Source organism: Rhizobium sp. P44RR-XXIV, assembly GCF_001999485.2.
Lineage (GTDB): Bacteria > Pseudomonadota > Alphaproteobacteria > Rhizobiales > Rhizobiaceae > Rhizobium.
In genome coordinates this window covers 839,135-852,776 of sequence record NZ_MPVZ02000029.1, presented here as the reverse complement: position 1 = coordinate 852,776, position 13,642 = coordinate 839,135, and the positions used below count along the sequence as shown (strand labels likewise).

Genomic DNA, 13,642 nt, shown 5'->3' with positions numbered 1-13,642 from the left:
CTCGAAGACTGCCTTGTCTCCCCCGGACAGGCAACCGGATTTCAGTTCCGCTTCATCATCGGTTCAGCGCATTGTCAGAAGGCATTGATAGTTCACCGTCAGAGTTTGCTGGACGACCGAAAGTGGCGCGCAAGACTGCTATTATTATCGGCAATGGAAAACTCGAGCGCGATATCTCCGCCATCGTGGAGAGCGGGCAATTCGTCATGCGCTTCAACGAACCCAATCTCGCTGATGAGATGAGTGGTTCGCGCACGGACATGCTGATGGTGGCTGCTTCGAGCAAGACCTTGCATCGCCGGATGATCGATCCTTCTTTTCTGGAGAATGCCGCACTCAAATCCACGAACGTGCTGATGCTCGCCTATCATCCCGAGATCATTCGCAAATATCACCCTCGACCGAATATTTTTCAGCGTTTGCGAGGGGGGCGTGCCGATTGGACCATGCACACGATTGAACTCATGGGGCATGCCGGCAAGGAAATCCGCATCCTGCCGCCGCAGTTTTACGCAGACGGCTGCGCCGAACTCGGCATTTCCGGGCCGCGGATGCACAAGGTTTTTCCAAGTACCGGCTTCCTCGGCATCTGTTACGCGTTGGCAAATTTTCCAGCGCCCGATTGGGATATCAAACTATGCGGCTTTGGCTGGCAGGGCTGGAAGCGACATGATTGGCAGAATGAGCGCGCTTGGGTCGAGAGCAGGCTGGCGGACGGCCGTATCGAGATGATCGCTTAAAGCTTAGAACATAGGCCAGCCGACCTATAAGCATGCCCGCTGCTTGCCTCGTTACTCTCCCAGCAGGCCGCGCAACTCAGTCAGCTTGTCATTGACCAGCCAGCCGTAATAATTTTCCTCAGGCAATTTCTTGCCGCCGGCAGCATCCGCCATCTGCCGCAAGGCAAGCGCTCGGCGTCGTGGCTGCCCGACATTATAAAGCGTCGCGGTCAGGCCAGGATTGTCGGAAATGTCGAAGCCCTGGGCTTTATAGACGTTCATTGCGTCCTTAACGATCGCTGCGATGTAGATAACGCTGCGGTCGGGATCCATGATGTCGCGATAGATTGCCTGCGGGTCATCGGCCGAGAGCTTCGCCAGCCCGCTGGTGGAATGGACCAGATCGGTCACTTCGAGCGCCGTTAGCGGGCTGATCTGACCAAGACCAAAGGTCTGGCCAGCGAAGAAAGGTTGGAAGAAGGCGCGCTGGAACGTCATGTTCTCATAGGTGACGCCATCGATGACCTTGCCGCGGAAGCTCTTGTCCCAGGTCTCGTCGCGGCATTCCCACAATTCCGCGCTGCCCGTGAAGGCGTCGCAATGGGCGAATTCCGGTTTCTTCAGGAAGGACTGAACGGTAACGTCCTTGTAGCTGAACTTGAAGTCTGACTGCGAATAGGCCAGCGCCTTGACGTAATAGGATTTCACCCTGTTGACGATGGTGATGTTGTAGGTGTGTTCACCGACCAGGGCGCCAACGATATGGATGGGATCGATCTGATAGGCTTGCGCGGCCTTCTTGATCGACGCCATCAGATCCTTGTCGTCGCGAAGCACGCCGACGATCTTCTGATACTTTTCTTCATAGGTCGTGTTGAACGCCTTGGCCCGCAATGCCGATGTGTTGGGTATCGGCGGCTGCTCGCTATTGCGATTTCCAGGAGGCACGCGCACCAGTTCACGCCCAAGGCAGGCGCTTGTCAATGCAAGGGCAGCAAGAAGAGTGAATGCCGGAATTTTCGACAGGCTTGTACGCATTCGCAAGTTAACTCTCAAAAATATTCCCCGGCACGGGGACGATCTTCTTAATCGATCGGCCTGCAAAGGCAAGGGCTGGTGCTTCTTCTGCCCGGCGAATCACAATAAACTTGGTCCAAGACAGCCTGCGGCTGCAAAGACGCATGGCGATACCGCCGCGGCGGGTTTGAGTTTGCCGTGTTCACTGTCGTGAGGGTGCCGTTGAAACATCTTGTTGTGGCAGGAAGTGTCTTACTTGCAGCCGCCCCGGGCGAGGCTCTGCCGACGATGGCCGATGTACCGGCCTTGGCCAAGGCCGCGGTCGAGCGACGGGTCGAGGTGCCGGCATCCGCCATCCATATCCTGGCAGCCAAGCCGAGCGAACGCATGCCGGGTTTCGTCGTCTGCGGTCGCGTTGACACGCCTTCTACAGGAGATGACGGTCAGCGCTTCTTCGTCATCATACCTGGCAATTTTGCCGTGTTGGATCAGGATGGCAGAAGTCTTGTCGACAGCTATTGGTCAGCCAATCACTGTGAATGAGCGGCAAGCGCCTTGCTGATCATGGCGAGTTCTTCAGGTGTGCGGCCCGATTCGAGGCGAACCCAGCTGTTCGGATTGTCGGCAGACTGGCGCTTGATGAAGGTGTAGCCGGTCGCGTCCCAGGCTTTAATCGTGTCGGTGAGATTATCGAGGATGAGATCGCCGTCGTTCGTGCGGGCCATCAGCACCAGATGCCCCTCATTGTGCTTGTCGAGAACCACCGTCAGCAGCAATGCGGAAGGGGACCAACCAGCCTCGACCAGCAGCTTTCTTTTCAAAAGGACATAGTCGTTGCAGTTGCCGGCGCCATCGTCGGGGTAGGTCCACCAATTGATGATACCCATTTTGTAGATGCCATAATGGTCATTGTCGCTGATGCCCTGGATCTCGTGATTGACCAGGCCGTTGATCTGCTGCAGTTGCGTCCAGTGCTCCCGGTCGATGGTGACGCTTTCGGCGCTCTTCGGTCCGGTCGCGCATTCGGCGGGTTGAGCAGCACAGAAGCCGGCCCAGCCGACGGGCACGCTCGCATCCGTGATGACGCTCGCGAATTGATGTGCATTCGTTGCGGCCACGTTGGCCACGGGTTTTGCAGTTGTCGCGGTCGAGAACAACAGACCGGCAACGAAGAGAAAGCTTGCAGCGACTAGAAACGAACGCATACTCGGCTCCATGAACTGAGGCCATGAAATCCGATGCGGTCAAATTTATTCGGAACAAGATTATTCGCATTTTAGCGAAGCGGCGTTTTTCGGAGGCCAGGCATGCTTCGCGCACCAGATTAGGCGCCGTATTTGCGATTTCACCTGGATAGAGACTAGGGGATCTTGGCGCTGCTAAGCTCTGTTACTGGAAAAAGATATGTTATTTCATCGACATATCATGATTGCTGAAGTGTTTCGAACGCGTTTATGATTTGCTTACTTCAAATACGAATCTCCGGCACCGAGTGGACGGAGAGCGACCAGGGAACATTAAGGGACGCTTTATGATCGACCATATTCTTGACCAGATGACGCTTGAGGAGCAGGTTTCGCTGCTTGCCGGTGCTGATTTCTGGACCACGGTGCCGGTTGAGCGGCTCGGTATTCCGAAGATCAAGGTCACCGATGGTCCGAACGGTGCACGGGGTGCAGGCTCACTGGTCGCTGGCGTCAATGCAGCCTGCTTTCCCGTCGCCATTGCGCTCGGTGCAACCTGGAATCCTGCGCTCGTCGAGCGCATGGGCGTTGCGCTCGCCGGCCAGGCCAAGAGCAAAGGTGCCTCCGTCCTGTTGGCACCGACCGTCAATATCCATCGCTCCGGCCTGAACGGACGCAACTTCGAATGTTATTCGGAAGATCCGATGCTGACCGCCGAACTCGCCGTCGCCTATATTCAGGGTGTACAGAGCCAGGGTATTGCCGCGACGATCAAGCATTTCGCCGGCAACGAATCCGAAATCGAACGGCAAACGATGTCCTCTAACATCGATGAGCGGGCGCTTCGGGAAATTTATCTGCCGCCATTCGAGCAGGCTGTCAAAAGGGCCGGCGTGATGGCGGTCATGTCCTCCTATAACAGGCTGAACGGCACCTATACCAGCGAACACCCATGGCTGTTGACGACGGTCCTGCGCGAGGAATGGGGATTTGGCGGCATCGTCATGTCCCATTGGTTCGGCTCGCATTCGACGGCGGCAACCGTCAATGCCGGCCTCGATCTGGAGATGCCGGGGCCGACGCGCGACCGCGGCGAAAAGCTCGTGCAGGCGGTGCGCGATGGCGAGGTCAAGCCTGAGACCATCCGTGCTGCCGCCGGGCGCATCCTGACATTGCTGGAGCGTGTCGGAGCCTTCGAGAGGGCGCCTGATCTGACCGAGCATGCGGTGGACTTGCCCGAGGATCGGGCTCTGATCCGCGAGCTTGGTTCGGAAGGTGCGGTTCTTCTGAAGAATGACGGCATCTTGCCGCTGCAGAAGACAGGGCTAGGACATGTCGCGGTCATCGGACCGAACGCTGCGGAAGCTCGCGTCATGGGCGGCGGTAGCGCCCAGATCGCCGCGCATTACAGGATCAGCCCGCTGGAGGGGATCCGTGAGGCTTTGTCGAATGCCAACAGCATTCGATATGCCGCCGGTTGCCGCAACAATAGGCTCATCAATGTCTTTTCCGGCGAGATGCGCGTCGAGTATTTCCGGGGCCGGACCCTGGCAGGCTCGCCGGTGGCGGCGGAGCCGGCGAACAAGGGTGAATTCTTCTGGTTCGATTTGCCATCTCCTGAGCTCGATCCCAGTGACTTTTCGGCGCGGATGACGGCTTTCTATACGCCGCTCGAAAGCGGCGAACACGTCTTCGGTATGACCAATGCGGGCCTTGCCAAGCTCTATGTCGATGGCAGGCTGGTGGTCAACGGCTCAGACGGCTGGAGCCGCGGCGACAATTATTTCGGCACTGCCAATGTCGAACAGCGTCAGGGCATCCATCTCGAGGCCGGCCAGAGATCGCGCATCGTGGTCGAATACTGTTCTCCGGCGACGACAGAGGAAGGCATCAACCTGACGGCCGTGCGCTTCGGCGTGGAAAAGCCTCTGGGTGAGGCGGATATGGCAGAGGCTGTCGAAACGGCACACAAGGCGGATGTGGCATTGCTCTTCGTTGGTCGCGATGGGCAATGGGATACCGAAGGGCTCGATCTGCCCGATATGCGGCTGCCTGGCCGACAGGAGGAACTGATCGAAAGGGTAGCGGCGGTCAACGCCAACACCGTGGTCGTGCTACAGACCGGAGGTCCCGTCGAGATGCCGTGGCTCGGCAAGGTCAAGGCCGTGCTGCAGATGTGGTATCCGGGCCAGGAGCTCGGTCATGCAGTTGCCGATGTTCTCTTCGGCGATGCCGAACCCGGTGGCCGCTTGCCGCAGACTTTTCCGAAGCGCCTCTCTGATAATTCCGCGATAACCGGTGACCCTTCCGTCTATCCTGGCAAGGATGGGCATGTGCGCTATGCCGAGGGCGTCTTTGTCGGCTATCGCCATCATGACACGCGCGGCATAGAACCCTTGTTCCCCTTCGGCTTCGGGCTCGGCTATACGAGCTTTTCCTGGGGCAGGGCGCAAACGTCGACAACACAGATGGCTCCGGATGGTATCACCGTCACGGTCGACATCACCAATATCGGCGGGAGAAGAGGATCTGAGCTTGTTCAGCTTTATGTGCGCCCGCTCGGTTCCACAATCGAGCGGCCGGACAAGGAGTTGCGGGCTTTTGCCAAGCTCCAGCTTGCGGCGGGTGAACCCGGCACAGCCTCGCTGCTCGTTCGCCCACGCGACCTCAGCTATTTCGATGAGGAGACGAAAGCATTCCGTGCCACTGCCGGTCGCTATGAATTGCTGGTGGCCGCCAATGCTGCGGACATCCGCTCGGCGGTCACAATCGAGCTTGGGAGGGAATGGATCGGCGAGACTACGGATCGCTCGATCTGAATTCGTGGAACAACCATCCATGAGCCGCGGATAAACTGACGATGCGCGATTTTGCCGGGCATCGTCAGTTTTCGACAGGCTTTCGGCTTCGGCGCTGTTGTTAGAACTCCGACCATTCCTTCATCGCGGCAGCTGTTGCTGTCTTGCCGCCAAAGGCGCGGCTTAACTTCTGTCCGAGTGCGCGGGCAGGCGAGGTCATCTGTTGGCCAGCAACCAAGGCCGGGAGTGTTGATGACGGGCCGGCATCGAGTTTGAAGCGGGCGATCAAGCGTGCGAGATTGGCGGCCTCGTTTGCCAGCGAAGTGCTGGCAGCCGTCGTCTCCTCCACCATGGCCGCATTCTTCTGGGTAACCTGATCCATCTGATTGACGGCGGTATTGACCTCGCTCAGCCCGACCGATTGCTCCCGTGCCGATGTCGCTATCTCTTCCATGTGATGGTTGATGGTCAGCACCTGGGCCTCGATCGTCTTCAGTACCGCACCGGTCTCGCTGACGAGTTTAACGCCATTGCCGACCTCGGCCGAAGACGACCGGATGAGGGCCTTGATCTCTTTCGCAGCTTGCGCGGAGCGCTGCGCCAATTCGCGCACTTCCTGCGCCACCACCGCAAAGCCCTTGCCCGCGTCACCCGCCCTTGCAGCTTCAACACCGGCGTTGAGCGCAAGAAGGTTCGTCTGGAATGCAATCTCGTCAATGACGCCGATGATGTTGGATATCTGGTTTGACGATTGTTCGATCCGGGTCATTGCATCGACGGCGCGGGCGACGACTTCCCCCGATTTTATGGCGTTCACGTTCGCTTGGTTGGCCACCTGCCGGGCTTCCTCGGCCCGCTTCGATGAACTGCCGACATTGGCGGTTATCTGGTCAAGTGCGGCCGCTGTTTCCTCCAGTGAGGCCGCTTGCTGCTCGGTGCGTCTGGAAAGATCGCTTGCGCCATGGCTGATTTCCTGCGTCCCGCTATCAATGGTCACTGTGGCATTTGAAATTGCGGAGAGGGTTGTGCTCAGCTGCTGGATCGAGCTGTTGAAATCATGCCGCAGAGCTTCGAAATCAACGGAAAACGCCTCGTTCAGCTGGAAGGCCAGATCACCCGATGCCAGTCGCTTGAGGCCGGCAGCCAATCCGGATGTCGCCAACTGCAGCCGCTCGGCGGCATCGGCTTCCGCCTGCTGCTGCACTGCAAGCCGGTCCTGCTCGGCGCGCTGCCGGCTGGCCTCCGCATCGGCTTCCAAACGCTTATTCTCAATGGCAGCTTGCCGAAAAGTCTCGACGGCGCCGGCCATTTCGCCGATCTCGTCTTTGCGGCCGCTTTCGGGCACGGTTTTCGTGGTGTCGCCCGTGCTCAGGAGAGTCATGTAGGCTGTCATGCGCGATAGCGGCCTGATCACCCTGAGCAGGGTCAAGAGCATCGCGCTGGCGCCAATGATGATGGCGAGCCCAAGTGCCGTAAAAACCGACAGAATGCTGAATTCGACGGCGGAGTTCGTGGTTTCCAGATTTTGCGTGTTGTCCGCAACGTTCTGGTCGACCGCCTGTTGAATGAACTCGCCTGCCTTGTCGTAGAGCGTCTTGCCGTCACCGAGCAGCAGAGCAATAGCTTCGCCATTCTTGCCATTCTCTTTGAGAGACTTGGCCTGTTCCCATACCTGTCGGTAGGCGGCATCGGCTTCGGCATATTTTTGATAGATTGCGCGCTCGGCATCGTTGCTGAGCGTCGACTGAGAGCCTTTCAGGTCTTTGTCGATTTGAGACTGCGTTTGCGCAATTTCCGATAGGATCTTCTGTTGCGCTTCCGGGGATGCAAGCATGTATCCCAAATGCTCGACCCGCAGATCGCCATAATCGGAATTGAGCTGCCCGAGAGCCAGGACGGATGGCACGGTGTCTTCCGAGATGGAATGCGTGGCCGCGCTGATGGCAGAAAGAGAATGAAGCGCGACGACGCCTTGACCGATGGATACCGCGGCCAAGCTGCCGAAAAGACTGAATAATGTAAATCTAATATTGATACGCATTCTATGCCGCTCCGATTAATTATAACGTGATCAAAAGCATCGTATTGATGCCCGGGAGCCAAGCATTCCTGCGGGTAAATATTTATTAAATTGACCTGATATCTTTGGCTGCGACGCAACATTGGTGCGCATAATGGCCACGGCCTCGCGCAGCGGATAGGCTCAGCAAAAGTTGCAATCGCCACTGATCGCGGCGAGTTGCGCCAAGCAATTGATGATGAGATGACAAAGACATGCTCGCCAAGGCGAGCATCTTCAGCGTGTGACCGGTTTCAGCGGCGGCGCATGCGATGTGGCGGAACACGACCGGAAAATGGGGAAGCTTGATCTTCGCTTGCCATCTCTTCCGTTTGAAAGATCTGTCCGATGGGCTGGGGTCTTCCCAAAAAGAAACCTTGTGCCTCGTCGCAGCCCTCGACGCGGAGGATTTCCAGCTGATGGTTGGTTTCCACGCCCTCTGCCAGAACTGGAATTTCGAGGCTCTTGCCAAGGGTCAAGACGGCACGGACGATCGCCTTTGCCTGAATGCTGTTGTCGACCTCGCTCATGAAGGAGCGATCGAGCTTGATCTTGTCGAAGGGAAACGAGCGCAGCGTGTCGAGCGAGGAATAGCCCGTTCCGAAATCGTCGATGGCAATCGTCACGCCAAGCGCCCTGATCTGTCGCAGCACATGCAGTGTCCGCGTCTTGTCGGCGATGATTGTCGACTCGGTAATTTCCAGCTCGAGCCTGTCCGGTGAAAGGCCGGTTTCCAGCAGGATCGAATGGACAAGCTTGGCGAGATCCGCGTGAGCAAATTGTACGGGCGAGAGATTGACGGCGATCTTGTATGGCTTGTCCCAGGAGGCTGCCTCTCGGCATGCCGTCCGCAACACCCATTCGCCGATGATGAGGATCGTACCGCTTTCCTCGGCGATGGGAATAAATTCCGAAGGGGGCACCGCGCCTCGTTCCGGATGGTGCCAGCGAAGCAGAACCTCGTAGCCGCAGATGTTTCCTGTGCGCACGGAGGTCTGCACCTGATAGTGCAGGTCGAGCTGATCCAATTCAACGGCACGACGCAGATCCTGTGCAAGCGTGTGGCGCGCACGCGCAGCCTCGTCCATCTTGGATTCATAAAAGCAGACGGCACGGCCGACATCGGCTTTGGCGCGATACATTGCGAGATCGGCATTGCTGATGAGGCGTTCCTGGTCGGTGCCATCATCGGGATAGACGGCGACGCCTATGCTGGCGCCGGTCGCTGTTTCGAAGTCGTCGATGCGGATGGGTTCGAACAGAGTCTTTTCCAGTCGAGCCACGAAATCCAGTAGTTCGCTCTGGGTCTGGAACCGCTTGGCTGCCGCGAATTCATCACCGCCGACACGCGCAACAAACTCGCCATCCTTGACCAGACGCAGAAGCCGACGCCCGATCGCCTTCAACGCCTGATCGCCTGCCTTATGGCCGCGCAGGTCGTTGATTTCCTTAAAGCGATCAAGGTCTATGCCTATGACCGCGAGCTTGAGCCCGTCTTCTTTGGCATGGCCGATTTCGTTATCGAGGTAGTCGCTGAAGCTGCCGCGGTTGGGCAGGCCCGTCAGCAGGTCATTCAACGCCATGTGCTGGAGTTTCTCGATGGATTCGCGCGAGGCGCGCTCGTCGATCATATAGCTGGCAACGCCCGTGCCAATGATAAGCAATCCGCCGCCAGCAACCGCGACCGCCATGGCTTTCAACGCATAGGTATCGATAATCCCGGCGCCGGTTGCCAGCGGCGTGACCGAGACTGCCGTCATTGCAGTGAAATGAAGCAGGACCACGGCAAAGACGAAAAAGATGAGTGCGGCCTGTGACGCGAAGCGCCAGGGCCGACGGATTGCCTGATTGAGGGCGAACGCGGCGAATGCTACCGACAATATGACCGAGGCGATGACGTAGCCCATGTCCCACTCGACGATGCCGTCGACGTGATAAGCCATCATGCCGGTGTAATGCATGCCCGCAACGGCGATCCCGACCAGGGCTCCGCCCAATTCCGGCGCCAATCGCGGCAGGCGCGATAGCGTGACTGCAAAGCCCGCGGCACATCCGGCTATCGCCAGCAGAAAGGAAGCCATCGTAAGGATCGGATCGAAAGCAACGGGCGCACCGACTTCATAGGCCAGCATGGCGACAAAGTGCGTGCACCAGATCGATGACCCGGCGGCTACCCCGGTGAGGAAGATCCAGCCGCCGCGCTGAACGCCATGCGTATTCTCGGCTCGTCGCAACAGATTGAGCGTTATCCATCCGCCGCTGACGCAGACAAATGCCGCAAGAAGAACGAGCCACAGATTATGTTCTGTAACGATGCATGAAAGGACGCGCACGCAGAGAATCCCGAATTTGGTCACCAAGCTCTATGGCATTGCAATATCGCGGCCGCCAGCCTGGATCAATGGCTCAGTGCTTTCACGGGTAAACACTGAAAATCGGGTAAAGACGCCTCGTTCAAAATAGCGCGAAAACGAAGCTCCGCGCCGATTTTCTGGTCGCTACTTAGCCGCGAGCGCGCTGCCTTTTTCGCGGAAAGATCAATTGCCAGCGTCAATTAGCGTTGATCTAGCCTGTGACTTTGTTTTCGCCGAATAATTCTGCGGCTATAAAAGTATATTTTCGTTTCTAGGTAAATATTCATTAAATTCATGAAATCTAAAATAGAATCATAGTCATTATCTGAATATCAATATTTATAACCGATAATATTTGTGAGTATATCTTAAAATACTACTGCAATCAATATATGCAACATTTGTTCTTGCAATTTCTACTATAGAGAGTTTGCTGGTGAAGGTATTGAAGGTCGGCGCTAAAGCCTTTCATTCCATATATAAGATTTCGCGAAAATTGGCCGCCGACAGGTCAGGCAATTTTGCGACGATGACGGTATTGCTTGCCGTCCCCCTGATTGCGGCTGCCGGTCTCGCCATCGATGTTACCAATGCCCTTGTGGTCAGAAGCGAGCTTTATAGCGCAGCCGATGCAGCAGCAGTGGGCGCCATCGCGACATCTTCGCCTGCCGTTGCGGCCGCTATGGCCATGACCAATGACGGGACAGTAACCGTTGGTCAGGATGACGCTAACAAGCTATTCTTCGGCCAGGCATCGAGCGATCTGCAGAACATGCCTGTCAACGTGAATATCGCGGTGACGCGAGCTGCGAACGTCGTATCGTCCAGCGTCAATTTCTCTGCCACCGTGCCAACGACCCTGATGCAGGTCCTGGGGAAAACCTCGATCCCGGTCAGCGGTACGGCTTCGGCTCAATATCAGACGGCAAGCTTCATTGATTTCTACATGCTGTTGGACAATACGCCGTCCATGGGCGTCGGCGCGACGGCGGACGATATTACTATGCTGCAGACGCATACAACTGACACCTGCGCCTTTGCCTGCCACAATCTGGATACGACAAACAACTACTACAACTTGGCGAAGAGCCTCAAAATTAATATGCGCATCGATGTCGTACGGCAGGCGACACAATCGCTGACAGATACTGCGACGACAAACCGCCAAACACCCGACCAGTATCGGATGGCTGTCTACACGTTCGGAACCAAGGCCGAAGCGGCGGGTTTGACCGATGTATCAGCACTTTCGTCGGATATGACGCAGGTCAAGGCATCGACGAGCACCGTCGACCTGATGACCACTCCCAGTCAGAATTATAATAGTGACCAGGATACAAGCTTCGATACGGTGCTGACGCAGATCAAACCGATCATCGGCACCGGTGGTGGCGGAACCACCAGCGCGGACCGGGCGAAGGTGCTGTTCTTCGTGACTGATGGCGTGGGTGACAGCGCGAAGCCGAACACATGCACCAAGCCGACGACGGGCGGTCGCTGCCAGGAGCCGCTCGATATATCCTTCTGTCAGCCGCTGAAGAATCAGAATATCAAGATCGCTATTCTCTACACGACCTATCTGCCGCTGCCGCAGAACGCCTGGTACAACACCTGGATCGCGCCGTTCCAATCGCAGATCGGTACCGATCTGCAAAACTGCGCATCGCCAGGGCTTTATTTCGAAGTCAGCCCGACGCAGGGGATTAACGACGCGATGAATGCGCTGTTCCTGAAAGTTATTCGCACGCCACGGCTCACAGGCTAACCACGCGCTCTTCAGAGGAGATCGCGTTCGTCATCACGGGCTCCCGCCCGATCCCGCAGCGAAAACATCGGCAGCGCTCTAAATTGCGGCCAGCGACTTGACCAAGCCCACGATCTTCTGCCGCGTCTTGGCATCCTTGATGTTAGCAAAGGCGCGGTTGAGTTCGGTGCCTTCTTCGGAAGACAAGAAACAAACCAGATCATTTCCCGCGCTGATCGTCTGATCCGTGGAAATAATGGATTGGTCGCTCGGCCTGTCGAAAAAATGCGAAATCGGCACGCCCAGACATTCGGCAACGCGCTGCAGGCGGCTTGCGCCGACGCGGTTGGTGCCCCTTTCGTATTTCTGAACCTGCTGGAATGTCACATTCAACCCCTTTGCAAGCGTTGATTGACTAATTCCCAATGCGTGCCGCTGCAGGCGGATGCGCCTGCCGACTTCGACATCGATCGGACTCGGTGATTTATTGTTGGAAATATCTCGCACTGACCCCTCTTTCAGACGATAGAGCCGCCCATCGAGCCATGAGGCGTCGATGAGCGGTGATAGCGAGGCCCCTAGACATCATGTCAGCTGGGCCCGCTACTAAGGACTGCCGGGCCTGACATGAATCCGCAATGTCAATCGATGCGCCTGGCCATCCCGCCCGTTCGTTTCATGCGCATTCGGGACAATGGTCGCGCTATCTGAACTTTTCCGAAGGGGATAGGTGGTGGGTAAGTGCCCGCTTGGTGACGTCCTGACCTAGCCGGCGACCGATTCGCGAGCGATCTGCCGGACGGTATCGATGAAGGCTCTGAGTTTCGGTGCGAGCTCTGCGCGACGGGGGAAATAGAGAAAGAGGCCTGCTTCCGTGACAGCGTGATCGCCCAGGAGTTCGATCAATCGGCCCGCTGCGATATCCGCCTGCACCAGGGGTTCGAAGACATAGGCGAGCCCGACACCGGCCAAGGCCAGCTCGATTGCCGAATGTGACTCCGTGACGATCGCCTGGCCTCGAACCGTGACCGCCACATCCTGCCCGTCTTCGACGAATTCCCATTGATAGAGGCCACCGGAACGGATGAGGCGATAGCCGATGCAATTGTGGTTGGAGAGCTCGCCGAGCGTCATGGGGCGGCCGAAACGCCCGACATAGCCGGGTGAGGCGACGACGATCGACCGGAAAGGTGGGGTGAGGCGGACGGCAACCATATCCTGATCGATCATCTCGCCGATCCGTATGCCTGCATCGAAGCCTTCCGCGACGATATCGGTCAGCCTCTCGTCGGAAAAGATCTCGACTTCCACTTCGGGATAGCGCTCGCTCATGGCTGCGACCAGGCGCGTGAGCGCAAGCGGCAGGCTGATGCGGGAGGCGTTGATGCGCAGTAGGCCGCTCGGCCTTCCCTTGACCGCGCGGATGCGTTCCATCCGCTCGTGAATGTCCTGCAAGGCCGGTGCCACCGTGGCAATGAGGTTCCGGCCCGCCTCGGTCAGCGCCACGCTGCGCGTCGTGCGGGCAAAGAGCGGCTGGCCGAGCCGTTCCTCTACCAGCCGGACGGCGTGGCTGACCGCAGACGCGCTCATGCCGAGTTCATTGGCGGCGGCCGCGAAACCACCGCGGCGAGCTACGGCGACAATGACGGGCAGATGTGTCAGCAGATCGCGATCCATTGCTGAGCAATATCGCATAATACATGCAAATTAAACTACCTTATCGAAGGGCCGGAAACCAGCGAACTTGCCTCCATCAAATCGCCCGAC

The 13,642-nt window shown here is 57.5% G+C and carries 10 protein-coding genes; 4 read left to right on the top strand and 6 right to left on the bottom strand.

Translation table 11 applies throughout. The annotated features are described in order from the left end of the window. Positions 1–122 precede the first annotated feature (122 nt). Entirely contained in the window at positions 123–740 is a 618-nt protein-coding gene (locus tag BSK43_RS29960) for a hypothetical protein (protein WP_077467178.1), read from the top strand. Positions 741–791: 51 nt separating this feature from the next. Here BSK43_RS29960 and BSK43_RS29955 read toward each other — a convergent pair whose 3' ends face one another. Continuing rightward, the gene (locus tag BSK43_RS29955; protein WP_077467177.1) at positions 792–1,757 is read right to left on the bottom strand and encodes a DUF1402 family protein; all 966 of its coding nucleotides are present in this window, start codon (positions 1,755–1,757) and stop codon (positions 792–794) included. 195 nt (positions 1,758–1,952) lie between these two features. Between BSK43_RS29955 and BSK43_RS29950 the strand changes: the two genes are divergently transcribed. Then, a complete protein-coding gene (locus tag BSK43_RS29950) occupies positions 1,953–2,279 on the top strand; it encodes a hypothetical protein (protein WP_246662794.1) in 327 nt (108 codons plus the stop codon). On the opposite strand, the gene BSK43_RS29945 is transcribed toward BSK43_RS29950, so the two are convergent. Further along, positions 2,267–2,941, bottom strand: a complete 675-nt coding sequence (locus BSK43_RS29945; protein WP_077467175.1) for a transglutaminase-like cysteine peptidase — start codon at positions 2,939–2,941, stop codon at positions 2,267–2,269. The two genes, BSK43_RS29950 and BSK43_RS29945, sit on opposite strands and share 13 nt — an antisense overlap. A gap of 326 nt (positions 2,942–3,267) precedes the next feature. Here BSK43_RS29945 and BSK43_RS29940 point away from each other — a divergent pair, with 326 nt between their 5' ends. Beyond that, positions 3,268–5,739 carry a glycoside hydrolase family 3 C-terminal domain-containing protein gene (locus BSK43_RS29940; RefSeq protein WP_077467174.1) on the top strand — a complete coding sequence of 824 codons (2,472 nt, stop codon included), beginning with the start codon at positions 3,268–3,270 and terminating at the stop codon, positions 5,737–5,739. A gap of 100 nt (positions 5,740–5,839) precedes the next feature. Here the strand turns inward: BSK43_RS29940 and BSK43_RS29935 are convergent, their stop codons facing one another. Then, entirely contained in the window at positions 5,840–7,759 is a 1,920-nt protein-coding gene (locus BSK43_RS29935; RefSeq protein ID WP_077467173.1) for a methyl-accepting chemotaxis protein, read from the bottom strand. Positions 7,760–8,031: 272 nt separating this feature from the next. Next, positions 8,032–10,110 (bottom strand): bifunctional diguanylate cyclase/phosphodiesterase, encoded by a 2,079-nt coding sequence (locus tag BSK43_RS29930; RefSeq protein WP_136687348.1) that lies wholly within the window; start codon positions 10,108–10,110, stop codon positions 8,032–8,034. A 496-nt stretch (positions 10,111–10,606) separates the two neighbouring features. Here BSK43_RS29930 and BSK43_RS29925 point away from each other — a divergent pair, with 496 nt between their 5' ends. Further along, a complete protein-coding gene (locus tag BSK43_RS29925) occupies positions 10,607–11,896 on the top strand; it encodes a pilus assembly protein TadG-related protein (RefSeq protein WP_281406673.1) in 1,290 nt (429 codons plus the stop codon). Positions 11,897–11,974: 78 nt separating this feature from the next. Here BSK43_RS29925 and BSK43_RS29920 read toward each other — a convergent pair whose 3' ends face one another. Together BSK43_RS29920 and BSK43_RS29915 are read right to left on the bottom strand one after the other, a co-directional pair. After that, entirely contained in the window at positions 11,975–12,382 is a 408-nt protein-coding gene (locus tag BSK43_RS29920; protein WP_077467172.1) for a helix-turn-helix domain-containing protein, read from the bottom strand. A 258-nt stretch (positions 12,383–12,640) separates the two neighbouring features. Next, entirely contained in the window at positions 12,641–13,552 is a 912-nt protein-coding gene (locus BSK43_RS29915) for a LysR family transcriptional regulator (protein WP_077467171.1), read from the bottom strand. Positions 13,553–13,642 lie beyond the last annotated feature (90 nt).

Coding starts and splice junctions, on each gene's coding strand:
- BSK43_RS29945 (WP_077467175.1), bottom strand. CDS start 2,941: ATGCGTTCGTTTCTAGTCGCTGCAAGCTTTCTCTTCGTTGCCGGTCTG.
- BSK43_RS29915 (WP_077467171.1), bottom strand. CDS start 13,552: ATGGATCGCGATCTGCTGACACATCTGCCCGTCATTGTCGCCGTAGCT.
- BSK43_RS29955 (WP_077467177.1), bottom strand. CDS start 1,757: ATGCGTACAAGCCTGTCGAAAATTCCGGCATTCACTCTTCTTGCTGCC.
- BSK43_RS29935 (WP_077467173.1), bottom strand. CDS start 7,759: ATGCGTATCAATATTAGATTTACATTATTCAGTCTTTTCGGCAGCTTG.
- BSK43_RS29940 (WP_077467174.1), top strand. CDS start 3,268: ATGATCGACCATATTCTTGACCAGATGACGCTTGAGGAGCAGGTTTCG.